Here is a 17,525-nt window from a genome sequence, read left to right on the forward strand (position 1 = left end):
AGACGAGTACGGCGCAAACTGCCGGGCGAGAAGAGGACGACGAAAGTGGCCCAGAAGACGGCTTCGAGTGCCGACCTGACGTGGTTGCTGGACGATCTTGTGGGGCGGGTGAAGCAGGCCGAGCACGCGGTCGCGCTCTCCTCCGACGGGCTGTTGATGGCTTCCTCGCAGGGATTGAGCCGGGATGACGGCGAGCACCTCGCGGCGATGGCCGCCGGCATCCAGAGCCTGGCCCGGGGCGCCGGCAAGCGCTTCGGTGGCGGGCAGGTGCAGCAGACCATCATCGAGATGCAGTCGTCCTTCCTGTTCGTCACCGCGGCCGGCCGCAACGCCTGCCTGGCGGTTCTGGCCAGCGAGGACGCCGACGTCGGCCTGATCGCGTACGAGATGGCGATGCTTGTCACCCGGGTCGGCAAGTACGTTGCCTCGCCCTCGCGGGACACCGCCCAGCCGGCCGGCGAGAGGTAACAGCAATGACGGTGCAGGGAGAGTCCGCGGACCACCAGTGGGTGGACGACCATGCGGGCCCGGTGGTCCGCCCGTACGCGGTGACGCGCGGGAGGGCCCGCCCGGTCACCGGCACGTTCGACCTGATCTCCCTGGTCACCGCGACCCGAGCCGACGTCACACCGGAGGCCGGCCTCGGACCCGAGCACCTGGCGATCGTCGGCCTGTGCCAGCGAATACAGTCAGTCGCCGAGATCGCCGCCCACCTCGACCTGCCGGTGGGCACCATCCGGGTCCTCCTCGGCGACCTCGCGGCCCGCAGCCTGGTGCAGGTACGCGAACCACAGACCACGGCCGGTCTTCCCGACAACAGCATCTTCGAGGCGGTAATCAATGGACTACGGGCACTCTGACCGGCCGGCGGGAGCGACCCCACTGCCCACCGCGATCAAGATCCTTGTCGCCGGTGGCTTCGGCGTGGGCAAGACCACGATGGTCGGTGCGGTGAGCGAGACCCGGCCGTTGCGCACCGAGGAGGTGTTGACCGAGACCGGGGTCGGCATCGACGACCTGTCCGGGGTGGAGGGCAAGACCACCACCACAGTGGCAATGGACTTCGGCCGGATCACCATCAGCGACGACCTGGTGCTCTACCTGTTCGGTACGCCCGGGCAGGACCGGTTCTGGTTCGTGTGGGACGAGTTGGCGTTGGGTGCGATCGGCGCGGTCGTGTTGGCCGACACCCGCAGGCTGGCCGACTGCTTCCCCTCGATCGACTACTTCGAGGGCCGGGGCACCCCGTTCGTGGTGGCGGTGAACTGCTTCGAGGGTGCCCGGAACTACCGACTCGACGAGGTGCAGGCCGCGTTGAACCTCGACCCTGGGGTGCCGGTGCTGCTCTGCGACGCCCGCCAGCGCGAGTCGAGCAAGGAGGTGCTCGTCACGCTGATGGAGCACGCCATGAAGACCCGCGAGGCCCGGCGCCGCGCCGCCGCTGGGGACTGACCGAGAATCCGGGGAAATTTTGTCGGCCTCGCTGTCCGGTACGGCCCCGGCCGACCGTCATGCTGACGAGACCCGGACCCACGAGGGAGCGTCAGTTGAAGTACATGATGTTCGTCTGCACCGACAGCGAACCGGACACCGACCCGACCGAACTACCCGACGTCGAGAAGTGGGTGACGGACAACGACGCCAGGGGTCGCCGCATCACCGGCGACCGACTGGCGCCGGTCTCGGCGGCCACCACCGTCCGGGTACGCAACGGTGAACTGCTCACCACCGAGGGGCCGTTCGCCGAGACCACGGAGGTGATCGTGGGCTTCGACCTGCTGGAATGCGCCGACCTGGACGAGGCCATCGAGGTGGCCCGCGCGCACTCGATGGCACGTGAGGGGCGGCTGGAACTGCGCCCGCTCATGATCGTGTCCGACTGACCGGGTGGCCGGGATCGACGCCCCGACCGGCGGGCACGACCGGACCGGCACGGGTACGCACGACCCGGCCGACGGGCACGTCAACGGGGGTGTGGCCGCGGCGGCGCAGGCCGCCGCGGCCGCCGGCGTGCACGCGTACCCCCGGATCGTCGCGACCCTGATCCGCGTGACCGGCGACTGGGCGCTGGCGGAGGACTGCACCCAGGAGGCGCTCACCGCTGCCCTGGAGCGCTGGCCCGCCGACGGCGTGCCGGCCAACCCGGGCGGCTGGCTGATGACTGTCGCGCGCAACCGGGCGATCGACGTGCTGCGCCGGGCCGCCGTGGAGCGCCGCAAGCTGCACGATCTGGCGGTTCTCACACCGGTCGACGGGCAGCCCGAACCCGAGGCGGGGGAGGACGTGGTGGACGACCGACTACGACTGATCTTCACCTGCTGTCACCCCGCGTTGGCCATCGAGGCGCGGGTGGCGCTGACACTGCGGACCGTCTGCGGCGTGCCGACCGCCGACATCGCCCGACTCCTGCTGGTAAGCGAATCGACGATGACCCGACGGCTGACCCGTGCGCGGACCCGCATCGCGCAGGCGGGCATCCCGTACCGGGTGCCGAGCGGGCCGGCGCTCGCCGAGCGGCTGCCCGGCGTGCTCGCCGTGCTGTACCTGCTGTTCACCCGGGGCTACCTCCCCGACGGCGAGCCGGCCTTCGCCGACGAGGCGGTCCGGCTGGCCCGGCTGCTCGACCGGTTGATGTCGGAGCAGTCCGAGGTCGTCGCGCTGCTGGCGCTGCTGCTGTTCCAGCACTCCCGCCGGGACGCCCGTCGGGACGCCGCAGGCAACCTGCTTACCCTGGAGCGGCAGGATCGCGCGCGGTGGGACCGCGCGGCCATCGCCGAGGGCCTGGCCGCCCTTGTCCGGGTACGCCACGACGGGCCGTACGCGTGGCAGGCCCGCATCGCCGCCTGCCACGCCACCGCCGCCTCGTTCGACGCCACCGACTGGCCGACGATCGCGCGAGCCTACGACGCGCTGGCCGACATCCGGCCCTCCCCGGTGATCGCGCTCAACCGTGCGGTCGCGCACGGCTACGCGTACGGGCCGGTGGCCGGGTTGGGTCTGCTCGACGCGATGCAGGCCGGGGGAGGGTTGGACGGCAACCCGCTCGCCGTGGCGGCGCGGGCCGATCTGGTCGCGCGGCAGGGTGACCGGCTGCGAGCCGCCGCGCTGTTCCGGGAGGCCTCCGGGATGGCCGGCCCGACCGCCCAGCGCCGTGCACTGCTCGACCGGGCGGACGACCTCGCGAGGTAGCCGGATCCTCCGGGTCAGCCGCGCTCGGCAGCACCAGGGAATCGGGTCCAGGCCGCCGGGTCGCGCATCCTGTGGGGCGCAGCCGGCCACCGATATGGTGACCAGATGGAATTGCCATTCGCCATTGCTCTGCGCGGTTATGACATGCGTCAGGTCGAGAATCTCTTTGCCGAGGTCGATGGGGCGCTGGCTACTGACAGCGCGGTGTCACGGGCTGCCGCGCGAGACGTGCTTCGGGCGGCAAGCCTGCGACGGCGGCTACGTGGCTACGACGTCGGGGACGTGGATGCGGCGATAGACCAACGGCTGGCTGCCCTCGCGCTCCCGGGGGACCGGAGCGGACCGGCGTAACCAGTTGGCATCCCGCCCGTGCCGTTCGCCGTTGCTCCGGGCGCTCTGACCGCAAGCCTTCCTCGGTTTGAACGGGGAAGGCCGCCCCCGCCGAAGCGGGAGCGGCCTTCGACCAGCCGTACGCGATCAGTTGGCGATCATGCGGCGTAGCACGTACTGCAGGATGCCGCCGTGCCGGTAGTAGTCCGCCTCACCGGGGGTGTCGATCCGGACCACAGCCTCGAACTCCACGCCGGTGTCGGTCGTGACCGTCACCGTACGCGGGGTGTCGCCGTCGTTCAGGGCCGTCACACCGGTGATGGTGAACATCTCGGTGCCGGTCAGCCCCAGCGATTCGGCGGTGGTGTCCACCGGGAACTGCAGCGGCAGCACACCCATACCGATCAGGTTGGAACGGTGGATCCGCTCGTACGACTCGGCGATGACAGCCCGGACACCCAGCAGCATGGTGCCCTTGGCCGCCCAGTCCCGCGACGAACCCGATCCGTACTCCTTGCCGGCCAGGATCACCAGCGGGATGCCGGCCTCCTGGTAGGCCATCGAGGCGTCGTAGATCGAGGTCTGCTCGCCGGTGAGGTGGTTGACTGTGAAGCCGCCCTCCACGCCGGGCACCAGCTGGTTGCGCAGCCGGATGTTGGCGAACGTGCCCCGGATCATCACCTCGTGGTTGCCCCGGCGCGAGCCGTACGAGTTGAACTCGTGGCGCGGCACACCGTGCTCGGCCAGGTACGTCCCGGCGGGGGAGTCGGCCTTGATCGAGCCGGCCGGCGAGATGTGGTCGGTGGTCACCGAGTCACCCAGCTTGGCCAGCACCCGGGCGCCGGAGATGTCGACGACCGGCTGCGGCTCGCGCTGCATGCCCTCGAAGTACGGGGGCTTGCGCACGTAGGTGGAGTCGTCGGCCCAGGCGAACGTGTCGCCGGTCGGGGTGGGCAGCGACTGCCACCGCTCGTCCCCGGCGAAGACATCGGCGTACGCGGCGCTGAAGCCGGTCGCGCCGAGCGCCTGGGCGATGACGTCCTGGATCTCGGCGCTGTTCGGCCAGATCTCGCGCAGGTAGACCGGGTTGCCCTCGGTGTCCTCACCGATCGGCTCGTTGGCAAGGTCGATGTCCATCGTGCCGGCGAGGGCGTACGCGACGACAAGCGGCGGGGACGCCAGGTAGTTCATCTTGACGTCCGGGTTGATCCGGCCCTCGAAGTTCCGGTTGCCCGACAGCACCGACACCACCGACAGGTCGTGCTCGTTGACGGCGGCCGACACCTCCTCGGGCAGCGGACCCGAGTTGCCGATGCATGTGGTGCAGCCGTACCCGACGAGGTTGAAGCCGAGCTTGTTCAGGTACGGCGTCAGGCCGGCCCGCTCGTAGTAGTCCATGACGACCTTGGAGCCCGGCGCCAGGGTGGTCTTCACCCACGGCTTGCGGGTCAGGCCCTTCTCCACGGCGTTACGGGCCAGCAGGGCCGCGCCGATCATCACCTGCGGGTTGGACGTGTTGGTGCAGGAGGTGATCGCGGCGATCACCACAGCGCCGTGGTCCAGCTCGTACTCGACGCCGTCGGCGCCGGTAACGCGGACCGGGTTGGTGGCCCGGCCGCCCGCGCCGACCGCGGCGGTCTCCAGGTCACGCGGCTCGTCGGCCGGGTCGCTGAAATCGTTGGCCGGCGGGTCACTGGCCGGGAACGACTCGGCGCTTGCCTCGTCGGCCGGGCCGTTGGCGCCGCGCGGCAACTCCTCGCGGGGCACGCCCGGCTTGAGGTCGCGCTCACCGACGGAGTCGTCGGCGACGTAGTCGGTAAGCGCCGAGCGGAACAGCGTCTTCGCAGCACCCAGCGGTACCCGGTCCTGCGGGCGCTTCGGGCCGGCGAGCGACGGCTCGATGGAGCCCAGGTCCAGCTCCAGGCGCTCCGAGTACGCCGGCTCGGCGTCCGGGTCGTGCCAGAGGCCCTGCTCCTTGGCGTACGCCTCGACGAGCGCGACCTGCTGCTTGTCACGGCCGGTCAGCTCCAGGTAGCGGATCGTCTCCGCGTCGATCGGGAAGATCGCCACGGTGGAGCCGTACTCCGGGGACATGTTGCCGATGGTGGCGCGGTTGGCAAGCGGCACGGCGCTCACGCCGGGGCCGTAGAACTCGACGAACTTGCCGACCACGCCATGCTTGCGCAGCATCTCGGTGATGGTCAGCACCAGGTCGGTGGCGGTCGTGCCGGCCGGCATCTCGCCGTGCAGCTTGAAGCCCACCACGCGGGGGATCAGCATGCTGACCGGCTGGCCGAGCATCGCGGCCTCGGCCTCGATGCCGCCGACGCCCCAACCCAGCACACCCAGGCCGTTGACCATCGTGGTGTGCGAGTCGGTGCCCACCACGGTGTCCGGGTACGCCTGGCCGTTGCGCTCCATGATGGTGCGGGCCAGGTACTCGATGTTGACCTGGTGCACGATGCCGGTGCCCGGCGGGACGACCTTGAACTCGTTGAACGCGGTCTGACCCCAGCGCAGGAACTGGTAGCGCTCCTTGTTGCGCTCGTACTCAAGCTCCACGTTGCGGGCGAACGCGTCCTCGCGGCCGAACAGGTCGGCGATCACCGAGTGGTCGATGACCAGCTCGGCCGGGGCGAGGGGGTTGACCTTCGTGGCGTCGCCACCCAGGTCGCGTACGGCCTCACGCATCGTGGCCAGGTCGACCACGCAGGGCACGCCAGTGAAGTCCTGCATGAGCACCCGCGCCGGGGTGAACTGGATCTCCACGCTCGGGGCGGCGGTGGGGTCCCATCCGCCGAGCTGACGGATGTGGTCGGCGGTGATGTTCGCGCCGTCCTCGGTCCGCAGCAGGTTCTCCAGGAGGATCTTCAGGCTGTACGGCAGTCGGTCTTGCCCGTCCACCTTGTCGATCCGGAAAATCTCGTAGCTCGCGTCTCCGACGCGTAGCTGGGTCTTCGCACCGAAGGTGTCGAGGCTCGCCACGTCGTACTCCTTCACACCAGCGACCATGAGTAGTCCTGAGCAGTCTGTCGTACCGGCCGAAGTGCCGCCGAGGTTAGGTGACACTTACAGTCGATCCGCTCTCGAATAAAACCGTACGTCCGTCTTGCTAGTTGCGCAACCCGGGCCGCCTCTGTCGCCCCTCCTCACCCCTAGCCTCCTAGGACGCGCTACGGGGCGTGCGCGGTGCCTCCGGTCCGTGGGCCGCAGAAGGCGGCCATCGCCAGCAACCCAGACGAAGGGCCGGGCCCTGTGTGGGGGTCCGGCCCTTCGGTGGTGCGTGTTGGGTGGGGTCAGCTGGTGGCGTAGCCGCGGGTGGCGATCCAGTCGGCGAGGTGCTCGACGGTGATGTCGTAGGAGGCGGTGTTGGGGTCGGCGGAGTCGGCGATGGTGACGGTGTTGCCGTTGTCGGTGTAGCCGACGACGCTGATGTAGTGGCCGCCTTCGAAGGAGTGGGTGTTGCCGTCGGTGTCGGTGGTGGTGCCGGCGATGTTGGCGACTACGGCGCGGCCGTCGTCGACGGTGCGGACGATGTCGGTGCGGAGTTTGTCGGTCTGCTTGTCGTCGGCGGCGGGGGTGCTGATTTCCACCGAGCGGTAGGCGTTGTTCTTGCCGGTTTCCTTGTTCAGGACGGGGGTGATGTCGTTGATGCTGTTGGTGCCGGCTTCGGTGGTGCCCATTTCCTTGGCCATGGCGTCGACGCTGATGTTCTTGCCCTGTACGGACAGGGCGTTGCGGGCGGCGGCGGGGCCGCAGTAGTAGAAGTTGGGCTGGGCTTCGTAGCGGACGTCGAGGTGCCGCTCGCCCTTGTTCTGGGTCTGGCCGGTGGGCTTGGCGTCGGCGGCGTAGGCGGTGGTGATGGGGCCGGCGATGGCGCCGCCGGTGACGGCGAGGCCGGCAGCGGTCAGAGCGGTCTTACGAATCAGATCGGTACGCATGATGGCGTGCTCCTCTGCAATTCGGGGGCGGCCCGCGTAACACACCAATAGGGGGACGGTGCGCGCGAGCAGGGGGAAGAAGTTCCAGGGATCTCACCCGGCGGCTCTGCCTGCTCGGGGTGGTCCAGGGGGATGTAACCAGCCGGGCCGGCGAGTCATTCCGCCGCGCTCCGGGGGACCTGCCCGACAGCCTCGGAGAGGCGCTGCTCGGGGTCGTTCGGGGGATGTAACCGTGGCGGCCGGGTGGGTGTTCCCGGATACCGGAGACCGCCGGGCCGGGGGCCGCGACCTGTCGTCGGTTACCCCCTGTACAACCACCCGGCCCGGCCCATCATTCCGCCACCACAGTGCCGCCGACCACGGGACGCCGAGCCCCAAACCCGACAAACCGTCCGAGCCAGCTCCACGCCGGGCGGTGATCGACTCCGGATCGCCGATGTGGGGGTATCCGAGCGCGCCGACACCCCCACATCTGCGACATGGAGTCGATCATGCGCTCGCTGTCAGATTGGTGCCGTACGGCGGGATTCGCGCACCTCGCGCACCTCGCGCACCTGGCGAGGGCCTGTCGGTGGCCCCGCTCGGGAGCCCTCGCACGGCGGACGCACCGCGGGGCGGACCGCGCGTCGCGGACTCGCCGGACAGGTGGTCAGTTGTTGGCGAGTAAGGCCAGGACCGCATCCCGTGCTGCCAGGACGGCCGCCTCGGACTGCGGGGAGTGGTCGAGGATGTCAAAGCTGTGCTGGCCGTCCGGTACGTCGATGACCTGGACCGGGCGGCCGTGGACGGTGGCTGCGGTGAGGAACGCGTCGATGCCCGCCAGCACCACCGGAATGTCCCGCCCAGCCCGGGTCAGCACCAGTGGGACGGTCGACCCGGCCTCGAGCGCGTCGACGGGCAGGAACCGCGAGTCGATCTCCCAGTCGGGGAAGGGGATGAGTAGCGGGTAGGTCAGCGCGATCCCGCGCAGCCAGGACGGGGCGTCGCGCAGCCAGTCGGACGCCAGCAGGCCGCCCCCGGAGAAGAACCAGAGCACCACCCGATCGGGGTCGACCCGTGGGTCGGCGCGGACCTGTTCGACCATCGTGGCGATGTCCTCGGCCGTGGCGGGTAGCGCCGACAGTTCGGCCACCTGGTAGCTGACCAGCGCGGTGACCACGCCGCTCTCGGCGAGCAGCGCGCCGTAGCCGCGGTAGAGCAGCCAGTCGCGGGGGTCGGGCACGCCCGGCGGCAGTGGGGCGCCGTGCACCACCACCACTGCGGGTTCTCGGCCGCCGCCGGTGGGCAGGTGCAGGTCGACGTTGCCGTGCCGTTCGACCGGCGCAGCGGGCGTGGACAGGACGAAGGGTCGCTGGGCGACGGGCGTCGTCATGCCCCGAGGGTATCGATCATCCGCCGGCCGGGAGGCCCCGCTGCCGGTCCACAGGGAGCCTCAGGCGGGGTCGACGGGCTTGCCCGCGTCGCTGGCCTGCGCGTGTCGCTCCAGCAGCCGCTGCCGGATCTCCTCCGGGGTGTACGCGCGACGCCGCCGTTCGGCCCGCGCGATGACCACGCCGGAGGCCGCAACTCCGGCGAGACCGGCGAGCCCGAGGACTTTCCACCACCGCATTCGTTGCCGCATCGGCCTAGGCTAGACCCCCATGAGCATCAGCCTGGATGAGGCCGTCGATTTGACCCGCACCGGCGACGTGTGGGTTTTCCGGGGTCGCAGCGTGCCGGACCGGGCAATTCAGTTCACCACGAACAGCCCGGTCAACCACGTCGGAATGGCCGTGGTGTTGGACGACATGCCCCCGCTGATGTGGCACGCCGAGTTGGGCAAGTCGTTGCCGGATCTGTGGTCGGGCAGCCACCAGCGGGGTGTGCAACTCCACGACCTGCGGGACGCGGTCACTGTCTGGGCCAACCGGTACGGGCAGCGGGCCTGGCTACGGCAACTCGACCCTCCGGCGGATGCGGAGATGGAAAGGGCTGTCCTGCGCACCGTCGCGCGGTTGGATGGCACGCCGTTTCCGTCCACGGCCCAGCTGGCCTGGAGGTGGGTACGCGGCCGGGTGCCGGTGCTGCCCCGCCCCGGCCAGGCCGTGTCCCGGTTCGCCTCCCGGGCCATCCCCGCCATCCATGCAAGGGACACCGGCCAGGCGAGGGTCGCCGACCAGGCGAAGGACACCAGCTCGGCGGCTGCCCGGGATCGGGCGCTGGAGACGGCGTACTGCGCCGAGGTGGTGGCGGTGACGTACGAGGCGATGGGTCTGCTGCCCGCTGGCCGGCGTCCTAACTGGTACGACCCGGGCCGGTTCTGGAGTGGAGACGACCTGGGTCTGGCGGCCGGCGCGCGGTTGGGTTCGGAGATCGAGGTGCGGGTTCCGCCGCGCTGAGGTTTGGCCAGCCCGGCGGAGGGCAATTGCTGTCGCCGTGAACGCCTCTACCGATCTCGACACCCTGACCGGCTTCTTCGACCGGTACGGCGTCGCGCTGACCTCCGGTGACCTGCCGGCCCTCGGCGCTTGTTACGCCCTGCCCGGGTTGGTGGTGGCCGACACGTACAGCTTCTCGTTCACCTCGCTGGCGGCTGTCGCGTTGTCCTTCGTGGGGGCGGCGCCGGACTACCAGGATCGTGAGCTGATCGCGGCACACGCCCGGATCGAGGACGTGCAGCCGGTGTCCGCCCTGCTGACGATGGTGTCGGTGGAGTGGGAGTTCCTGGACAGCCGTGGGTTTGCGGTGCCGGGGGAGCGGTACCGCTATCTGCTGCGTACACCGGCTGAGGGGCCGCTCATCTGCACTGTCATCCGGGCGTCCTGAGCGACCGTCCACCGCGTGGGGCCGTTTTCCGGTCGTGGTGGGCCGGTCGGTCTGATCCGTACCCGCCTGGTTTCCGGTCCGGCCGGCGCTGGCTACGCTGGCGCGTCGGTGGGACGAGGGGAGACCTGATGGCGGTGCGGCCGGACGGTGCGGAGGGTTCGCGTGCGGCGCGGGTGCTGGTGTCGGTGCCGTGGATCGTGGTGCTGGTCGGCGTCTGCGCGCTTGTGGTGTTGCTGGTGATCGCGTTGCTGTCGTTCCGTGGCCGGGAGCGCGATGGTGGGCCGCAGGCCGCGCCGCCGGTGTTCCTGCCGACGGTGCCGCCGGCGTCGTCGTCGGCGGCGTCGCCGACACCTGCTGCGGTGGAGCGGCGGACGGCGTCGCCGCGGCCGTCGCGTAGCACGCGGACGCCGTCGCCGCAGGCCACGACGCCGTCGCCGGGTACGGCAAAGACGAGCGCACCGCCGGCGGGGTTGGCGCCGGCGAACGGGGTGGTGACCGCCCGGTACCAGGTTGGTACGTCCGACTCGGACGCGGTGCTGTCGTTGCGGAACGAGTCGGATCGGCCGGTGGGCTGGCGGGTCGAGTTGGCGTACGCCGACGACGTGCGGGGTCTGCGGGTCAGCGGGGAGGCGGGGATTTCGGTGTCGGCGCAGGGTGGCGGAAAGTACGTGGTGAGTGGCGGTGCGTCGCTCGTCTCGGGTGGCACCAGCACGTTGCGCCTGCGGCTGGGTTGGTCCGGGTCGGCGCAGCGGCCGTCGCGGTGCACAATCAACGGAGCCGCCTGCCGCATCGGTTGACGTCGGCGCCCGTCCGGGTGCTCGGCGGCGGCGTTTCCGGGTGAGGCATCGATCGCCTACGCTTCCCGGACGGCCCGCTGAGGGAGGTACATGTCCGGCATGCGTCGTGCCCCACGACCATCGCGTGGCCCGGTGGCTATCGCGTCGTCGCCTTGGATCGTCGCGTGTGCGGGCCTCGTCGTGATGGTGGTCCTGCTCATCGTGGCGTTGGGCGCGTACCGGGGGCGGAGCCCGGTGGACGACCGGATTCCGCCGGTGGGGTTGCCGCTGCCGCGGGTGCCGGTCGAGCCGAGCGACGTGACGCAGGCGCCGCCGTCGTCGGGTCCGTCGGCGCCTGTGGTTCCCGGATTGTCGCCGCGGGCGAGCGGGCCGCCGCCGAGCGCGCCGACTGTGTCCCCGACGCCGCCGGTCCGTCCGGTGGTGGTGCCGACGTCGGTTCGGCCGTCGACCCAGGCGCCACGGCCTGCGCCACCGCAGCAGTCGCCCGCGCTGACTGGGCGGTACCGGGTGGTGCAGAGCTTCGACGGAGGTTTCATCGGCGAGGTGCTGATCGTCAACGCGTCGCGGGTGGACCGGGGCTGGACGGTGCGGATCCACTTCGGTCGTGGGCGGCTGGTGACCAGCTGGGTGGAGGGCGCGCCGCAGGGGACGGCGCGGCAGTTCGACGGCGGCTTCTCGTACGTCAGCGGGGTGTCAGTGCCGGCGGGCGGGTCGGTGCCGTTGCGGTTCCACATGGAGTGGGCGTCGAGTACGCCGCGCGGGTGCACTGTCGACGGGGTGCGCTGCAGCGGGTTCTGATCGGACGGTCGTCGATGGAGACCCAACGTCCGTTGCAAGGAATCTGCTCTGTTACGACTTTGTTTGCAAGGTATTGCAGATTGTTTCGGCAAGGGTTAGCGTGCGGCCAATCTCGACCAGAGGAAGGCCGTCGATGGAACCCCCGCCGCTTCCGCGCACCGTCCTGCTCGCCCTCACCTGCCTGCTCACCCTGACGCTCGTCGGCACTCCGGTCGCCGCGCATCCCGCCGCTGCGGCCCCCCGGCCCTCCGGCGACGCCTCCCTCGCCGTCGGCGGGGCCGCCCAGTGGCGCGACGAGCCCACCGCCGAGGCGCTGCTGAAGGCTGCCGACAACACCGCCCGTGCCGAGCAGTTCTACTTCGTCCTGCCGGACCGGTTCGCCAACGGTGACCGGCGCAACGACCGTGGCGGTCTCACCGGCGACCGGCTGCGCACCGGGTTCGACAGGGCCGACAAGGGCTTCTACCACGGCGGTGACCTCAAGGGCGTCATCGACAAGCTGGACTACATCCAGGGGATGGGCACGACCGCCATCTGGCTCGCCCCGATCTTCAAGAACCGGCCCGTCCAGGGCAAGGGCGACGACATCTCGGCCGGCTACCACGGCTACTGGATCACCGACTTCACGCAGGTGGACCCGCACTTCGGCACCATGGAGGAGATGAAGCGGCTGGTTAAGCTCGCCCACCAGCGCGGCATCAAGGTCTACCTCGATGTGATCGTCAACCACACCGCCGACGTGATCAAGTACGCCGAGGACAGGTACGCCTACATCGACAAGGCCACCTCGCCGTACACGGACGCGCAGGGGCGGGCCTTCGAGGACCGTAACTACGCCGACGGCAGCCGTGCCTTCCCGCCGGTGAATCGGGAGTCGTTCCCGTACACGCCGACGTTCGACGAGCCGGGGGACGCCAAGGTCAAGGTCCCGGCCTGGCTGAACGACGTCACGATGTACCACAACCGTGGTGACTCGACATTCGCCGGGGAGAACAGCGAGTACGGCGACTTCTTCGGCCTCGACGACCTGTGGACCGAGCGGCCCGAGGTGGTCAAGGGTCTGACGAAGGCGTACGGGGACTGGATCGGCGCGACAGGTGTCGACGGGTTCCGGCTGGACACCGTCAAGCACGTCAACATGGACTTCTGGCCGCAGTTCAGCAGTGGCATCGAGCGGGCCGCCGAGAAGGCCGGCAAGAAGGACTTCTTCATGTTCGGCGAGGTCTACAGCGCCGACCCGGAGATCACCTCCAGCTACGTGCGGCAGGGTGGTCTGCCGGCCACCCTCGACTTCGCCTTCCAGGAGGCCGCCCGCGGCTACACGGCGGGTGGCGGCTCGGCGAAGGCCCTTGCCGACGTGTACGCCCGTGACGACCTCTACGCTGCCCGCGACACCGACGCCCGGCGGCTGACGACGTTCCTCGGTAACCACGACATGGGCCGGATCGGCTCGTTCATCGTCGGCGGTGGCACCGATCTGGCGAGTCACCTGCGCCGCGACCAGCTCGCCCACCAGCTGATGTTCCTCACCCGCGGCCAGCCAGTGATCTATTCCGGTGACGAGCAGGGCTTCACCGGCCCGGGTGGTGACAAGGACGCCCGGCAGGACATGTTCGCCTCGACGGTCCCCGACTATCTCGACGACGACCTGCTCGGCACCGACCGTACCCACGCCAGCGACCAGTTCGACACCGGCCATCCGCTGTACCGGACCATCGCCGAGCTGGGCAGGCTGCGCCAGGCACACCCCGGGCTGCGCGACGGCATCCAGATCACCAGGTATGCCGCCGACGGCCCCGGCGTCTTCGCCGCCTCCCGGATCTCTCCCGCCGACCGCATCGAGTACGTGGTGGCGGTGAACAACGCCGGCACCGCGCAGACTGTCACGGTGGACACCTGGTCGGCCGGCGCGACGTTCACCGGCATCTACGGCGGCAGCGCGAGCGCCACGGCCGGTCGTGACGGCAAGGTGACCCTGACCGTGCGGCCGCTGTCGGCGGTGGCGTACCGGGCCGGTACCCCCGTCGCGCTGCCGGGTGGCAAGCCGACGATCGCCGTCACGACCCCGGACGCGCCAGTCGCCACCCGGGTCGCCGTCACCGCCACGGTGACCGGTGACCCGCTGGCCACCGTCACCGTCGCGGCCCGGGTCGCCGGTGGCCGGTGGACGCTGCTGGGCAGCGCCGACCACGCGCCGTACACCGTCCACCACGACCTGACCGGCCTGGCCGGCGGCACCCGCGTCGAGTACAAGGCGGTGGTTCGCGACGGCCGGGGCCGTACCGCCACGGCCCGGTCCACAGCCACCGTCGGCACCCCCGAGCAGGGTGGGTCCCGGGAGTGGGCGGTCGTGCACTACAAGCGGCCCGCCGGTGGGTACGACGACTGGGCGCTGTACGCGTGGGGCGACATCGATCCGGCGTACGTCACCGAGTGGCCGAAGGGGCAGCCGTTCGCCGGGGAGGACTCCTACGGCCGGTTCGCCTGGGTGAAACTCAAGCCGGGCGCGAAGTCGGTCGGGTTCGTGGTTGTCGACAAGGACGGCAACAAGGACGTCGCCCAGGACCGCAGCATCGACGTCACCTCCACCGGGGAGGTCTGGCTCAAGCAGGGCGACCCGGCGATCTATCCGAGCCGGCAGGCGGCCACCGGGCAACCCGACCCGCCGGTCGAGGAGGGCACCGCGGTCATCCACTACCGGCGGGCCGACGGCAACTACGCCGGCTGGGGCCTGCACGTGTGGGACGGGGCGGCGAACCCGACCGACTGGGCCACACCGCTCGCGCCGAGCGCGACCGACGCGTTCGGGGCGGTGTTCCGGGTGCCGCTGGCGGCCGGGGCCACCGGGCTGAACTACATCATCCACAAGGGCGACACCAAGGACCTGCCCGACGACCAGCGGCTCGACTTCGCCAGCGCGGGACGGGAGGTGTGGCTGCTCGCCGCCACCCCGGGCCGGCTGCTGCCGACGACCGCGACCAGCGCGGGCGGGGACACCGACATCGGCAAACAGAAGGCGCACTGGATCGACAGGTCCACCATCGCCTGGCAGACCCCACCGACCGACGGCAGGACGTACGCGCTCGTCGTCGCGCCCACCGGGGGAGTCGGCGTGGTCGACGGAGAGCTGACCGGGACGTACACCAGTATGCCGTTGCGGGCGCAGCGCAACGGGCTCACCGAGGCCCAGCGCGCGAAGTTCCCGCACCTGTGGTCGTACCGGAGCTTCGCAGTGGACCGGGCGGACCTGGCCAAGGTCCCGGCGGCGCTGCGGGGGCAGGTGCTCGTCACCGAGCGCGACGCGAAGGGTGCGCTGCTCGCGGCGACAGGCGTGCAGATCCCCGGTGTGCTCGACGACGTGTACGCGCGGGCCGCCGACGCGACGCTCGGGCCGACCTTCACGGGCCGCACGCCGAGCCTCGCGTTGTGGGCGCCGACCGCGCGGACGGTGGAGCTGCAACTGTTCGACTCGCCCACCGCGCAGCCGAAGACCGTGCCGATGCGTCGCGACGACCGCACCGGCGTGTGGTCGGCGCGGGGCAGCCACTCGTGGGTGGGCAAGTACTACCGCTACCGGGTGCAGGCGTGGCAGCCGGCGGCGCAGCGGATGGTCACCGCGTCGGTGACCGACCCGTACTCGGTGGCCCTGGCCGCCGATTCCACGCACAGCCAGCTTGTCGACCTGAGCGACCCGGCGCTGGCCCCGGCGGGCTGGAAGGCGTTGCGCAAACCGGCGGCAGTGCCCGCGTCACGGGCGCAGATCTCCGAGCTGTCGGTGCGGGACTTCTCCATCGCCGACGACACCGTGCCGGTGAATCGGCGAGGCACCTTCCTCGCCTTCATCGACCCGAAAACCGCGGGCATGACCCACCTGAAGGCGTTGGGCGCCGCCGGTGTCACCCACCTGCACCTGCTGCCGGCGTTCGACTTCGCGACGATCCCCGAGAAGCGGGCCGATCAGCGTCAGCCGGCCTGTGACCTGGCGGCGCTGCCGCCGGACTCGGCAGAGCAGCAGAAATGCGTGGCGGCCGTCGCCGAAACCGACGGATACAACTGGGGGTACGACCCGCTGCACTACACGGTGCCAGAGGGCGGCTACGCCGTCGACCCGGCCGGCGCGGCGCGGACCACCGAGTTCCGCGCGATGGTGGCCGGAGTGAACGGCGCCGGACTGCGGGTGGTCATGGACGTCGTCTACAACCACACAGCGGCGGCCGGCACCGACGACAAGTCGGTGCTCGACCAGATCGTGCCCGGCTACTACCACCGGCTGCTGGAGGACGGCACTGTCGCCAACTCCACCTGCTGCGCCAACACCGCGCCCGAGCACGCCATGATGGGCAAGCTGGTGGTCGACTCGCTTGTCACCTGGGCGAGGCAGTACAAGGTGGACGGTTTCCGGTTCGACCTGATGGGTCACCACCCGAAGGCGAACATCCTCGCCGTCCGCGCGGCACTGGACCGGCTGACCGTCGCCCGCGACGGCGTCGACGGCAAAGCGATCATGCTCTACGGCGAGGGCTGGAACTTCGGCGAGGTCGCCGACGACGCCCGGTTCGTGCAGGCCACCCAGGCCAACATGGCCGGCACCGGCATCGGCACCTTCAACGACCGGCTGCGCGACGCGGTGCGCGGCGGCGGACCGTTCGACGCCAACCCCCGTGTGCAGGGCTTCGCCTCGGGGCTCTACACCGACCCCAACGGGGACCCGGTCAACGGTTCGGCCGCCGAGCAGAAGACCCGCCTGCTGCACGCCCACGACCTCATCAAGGTGGGGCTCACCGGCAACCTGCGCGGCTACCGGTTCACCGACACCGCCGGACGCACCGTCACCGGCGCGCAGGTGGACTACAACGGCTCGTCGGCCGGCTACACCGCCGCGCCCGGGGAGGCCGTCACGTACGTCGATGCGCACGACAACGAGATCCTGTACGACGCGCTGGCGTACAAGCTGCCGCAGGACACCACCGCGGCGGACCGCTCCCGGATGCAGGTGCTGGCGCTGGGCACCGTGGTGCTGGGACAGGGCGCCGGGTTCGTCACCACGGGCACCGAGCGGTTGCGGTCGAAGTCGCTGGACCGCAACTCGTACAACTCCGGTGACTGGTTCAACCAGATCCGGTGGGGTTGCGAGCGGGGCAACGGGTTCGGGGCCGGTCTACCGCCGGCGCCCGACAACGAGGACAAGTGGTCGTACGCGAAGCCGCTGCTCGCGGACCCGGCGCTGGTGCCGGACTGCGCTGCCATCAACACCACCGACGCCCGGTACGCCGAGCTGCTGCGCATCAGGGCGTCGTCGCCGGTGTTCGGCCTACCGACGGCCGAGCAGGTGCAGCAGAGGGTGGCGTTCCCGCTGTCGGGCCCGCAGGAGACGCCCGGTGTGTTGACCATGACGCTGGACGCCCGTGGGCTGGGCGGGGCGTGGAAGTCGGTGACAGTGGTCTTCAACGGCACGCCGACGACGGCGACGCAGACCGTGAGCGGTCTGCGCGGTGCCGACGTGTCACTGCACCCGGTACTTGTGAACTCGGCCGACCCGGTGCTGCGTACGGCCTCGTTCGACCGGGCGGGCGGCACGTTCACCGTACCGGCGCGCAGCGTGGCGGTGTTCGTGCAGAAGTGACGCGGACCGGCCCCCTTCCGCGTGGTGCGGAAGGGGGCCGGC

The 17,525-nt window shown here is 70.6% G+C and carries 15 protein-coding genes; 11 read left to right on the forward strand and 4 right to left on the reverse strand.

Annotated features, from left to right (window positions below; all coding sequences use genetic code 11):
* Positions 1-45 precede the first annotated feature (45 nt).
* From F4558_RS05520 to F4558_RS05545, 6 genes are all read left to right on the forward strand, one after another.
* The gene (locus F4558_RS05520) at positions 46-468 is read left to right on the forward strand and encodes a roadblock/LC7 domain-containing protein (RefSeq protein WP_053657058.1); all 423 of its coding nucleotides are present in this window, start codon (positions 46-48) and stop codon (positions 466-468) included.
* Between the two features lie 5 nt (positions 469-473).
* Positions 474-860, forward strand: coding sequence for a DUF742 domain-containing protein (locus tag F4558_RS05525; RefSeq protein WP_053657059.1), 387 nt, complete (start codon positions 474-476; stop codon positions 858-860).
* Positions 841-1,452 carry a GTP-binding protein gene (locus F4558_RS05530; RefSeq protein ID WP_053657061.1) on the forward strand — a complete coding sequence of 204 codons (612 nt, stop codon included), beginning with the start codon at positions 841-843 and terminating at the stop codon, positions 1,450-1,452. Before F4558_RS05525 ends, F4558_RS05530 begins: the two co-directional genes overlap by 20 nt.
* Before the next feature lie 95 nt (positions 1,453-1,547).
* Entirely contained in the window at positions 1,548-1,883 is a 336-nt protein-coding gene (locus F4558_RS05535; RefSeq protein ID WP_053657063.1) for a YciI family protein, read from the forward strand.
* A gap of 4 nt (positions 1,884-1,887) precedes the next feature.
* The gene (locus F4558_RS05540; protein ID WP_376767492.1) at positions 1,888-3,189 is read left to right on the forward strand and encodes an RNA polymerase sigma factor; all 1,302 of its coding nucleotides are present in this window, start codon (positions 1,888-1,890) and stop codon (positions 3,187-3,189) included.
* Positions 3,190-3,294: 105 nt separating this feature from the next.
* Positions 3,295-3,540 carry a hypothetical protein gene (locus F4558_RS05545; protein WP_053657065.1) on the forward strand — a complete coding sequence of 82 codons (246 nt, stop codon included), beginning with the start codon at positions 3,295-3,297 and terminating at the stop codon, positions 3,538-3,540.
* A 126-nt stretch (positions 3,541-3,666) separates the two neighbouring features.
* Here the strand turns inward: F4558_RS05545 and F4558_RS05550 are convergent, their stop codons facing one another.
* The 4 genes from F4558_RS05550 to F4558_RS05565 all read right to left on the reverse strand — a co-directional run bounded on the left by F4558_RS05550 (position 3,667) and on the right by F4558_RS05565 (position 9,081).
* Positions 3,667-6,519 carry an aconitate hydratase gene (locus F4558_RS05550; RefSeq protein ID WP_306273916.1) on the reverse strand — a complete coding sequence of 951 codons (2,853 nt, stop codon included), beginning with the start codon at positions 6,517-6,519 and terminating at the stop codon, positions 3,667-3,669.
* A 296-nt stretch (positions 6,520-6,815) separates the two neighbouring features.
* Positions 6,816-7,460: a C39 family peptidase gene (locus tag F4558_RS05555; RefSeq protein WP_167943362.1), complete on the reverse strand. Its 645-nt coding sequence runs from the start codon at positions 7,458-7,460 to the stop codon at positions 6,816-6,818.
* Positions 7,461-8,109: 649 nt separating this feature from the next.
* Positions 8,110-8,832, reverse strand: a complete 723-nt coding sequence (locus tag F4558_RS05560; RefSeq protein ID WP_167943363.1) for a dienelactone hydrolase family protein — start codon at positions 8,830-8,832, stop codon at positions 8,110-8,112.
* Positions 8,833-8,892: 60 nt separating this feature from the next.
* On the reverse strand, positions 8,893-9,081 hold the full coding sequence (locus F4558_RS05565; RefSeq protein ID WP_053652542.1) for a hypothetical protein: 189 nt from the start codon (positions 9,079-9,081) through the stop codon (positions 8,893-8,895).
* Between the two features lie 19 nt (positions 9,082-9,100).
* On the opposite strand from F4558_RS05565, the gene F4558_RS05570 reads away from it, so the two are divergent.
* The 5 genes from F4558_RS05570 to pulA all read left to right on the forward strand — a co-directional run bounded on the left by F4558_RS05570 (position 9,101) and on the right by pulA (position 17,483).
* Positions 9,101-9,838, forward strand: a complete 738-nt coding sequence (locus F4558_RS05570; RefSeq protein ID WP_167943364.1) for a hypothetical protein — start codon at positions 9,101-9,103, stop codon at positions 9,836-9,838.
* Positions 9,839-9,875: 37 nt separating this feature from the next.
* Positions 9,876-10,265 carry a hypothetical protein gene (locus tag F4558_RS05575; protein WP_053652544.1) on the forward strand — a complete coding sequence of 130 codons (390 nt, stop codon included), beginning with the start codon at positions 9,876-9,878 and terminating at the stop codon, positions 10,263-10,265.
* 128 nt (positions 10,266-10,393) lie between these two features.
* Entirely contained in the window at positions 10,394-11,062 is a 669-nt protein-coding gene (locus F4558_RS05580; protein ID WP_053652545.1) for a hypothetical protein, read from the forward strand.
* A gap of 132 nt (positions 11,063-11,194) precedes the next feature.
* A complete protein-coding gene (locus F4558_RS05585; RefSeq protein ID WP_312877271.1) occupies positions 11,195-11,860 on the forward strand; it encodes a cellulose binding domain-containing protein in 666 nt (221 codons plus the stop codon).
* Between the two features lie 133 nt (positions 11,861-11,993).
* A complete protein-coding gene (gene pulA / locus F4558_RS05590) occupies positions 11,994-17,483 on the forward strand; it encodes a pullulanase-type alpha-1,6-glucosidase (protein ID WP_167943365.1) in 5,490 nt (1,829 codons plus the stop codon).
* Positions 17,484-17,525 lie beyond the last annotated feature (42 nt).

It is taken from the genome of Micromonospora profundi (assembly GCF_011927785.1).
Lineage (GTDB): Bacteria > Actinomycetota > Actinomycetes > Mycobacteriales > Micromonosporaceae > Micromonospora > Micromonospora profundi.

Bases quoted from the DNA above. Each gene is read 5' to 3' on its own strand.
- F4558_RS05525 (WP_053657059.1), top strand. From the start codon at position 474: ATGACGGTGCAGGGAGAGTCCGCGGACCACCAGTGGGTGGACGACCAT.
- F4558_RS05530 (WP_053657061.1), top strand. From the start codon at position 841: ATGGACTACGGGCACTCTGACCGGCCGGCGGGAGCGACCCCACTGCCC.
- F4558_RS05545 (WP_053657065.1), top strand. From the start codon at position 3,295: ATGGAATTGCCATTCGCCATTGCTCTGCGCGGTTATGACATGCGTCAG.
- F4558_RS05555 (WP_167943362.1), bottom strand. From the start codon at position 7,460: ATGCGTACCGATCTGATTCGTAAGACCGCTCTGACCGCTGCCGGCCTC.
- F4558_RS05560 (WP_167943363.1), bottom strand. From the start codon at position 8,832: ATGACGACGCCCGTCGCCCAGCGACCCTTCGTCCTGTCCACGCCCGCT.
- F4558_RS05565 (WP_053652542.1), bottom strand. From the start codon at position 9,081: ATGCGGCAACGAATGCGGTGGTGGAAAGTCCTCGGGCTCGCCGGTCTC.
- F4558_RS05570 (WP_167943364.1), top strand. From the start codon at position 9,101: ATGAGCATCAGCCTGGATGAGGCCGTCGATTTGACCCGCACCGGCGAC.
- F4558_RS05580 (WP_053652545.1), top strand. From the start codon at position 10,394: ATGGCGGTGCGGCCGGACGGTGCGGAGGGTTCGCGTGCGGCGCGGGTG.
- pulA (WP_167943365.1), top strand. From the start codon at position 11,994: ATGGAACCCCCGCCGCTTCCGCGCACCGTCCTGCTCGCCCTCACCTGC.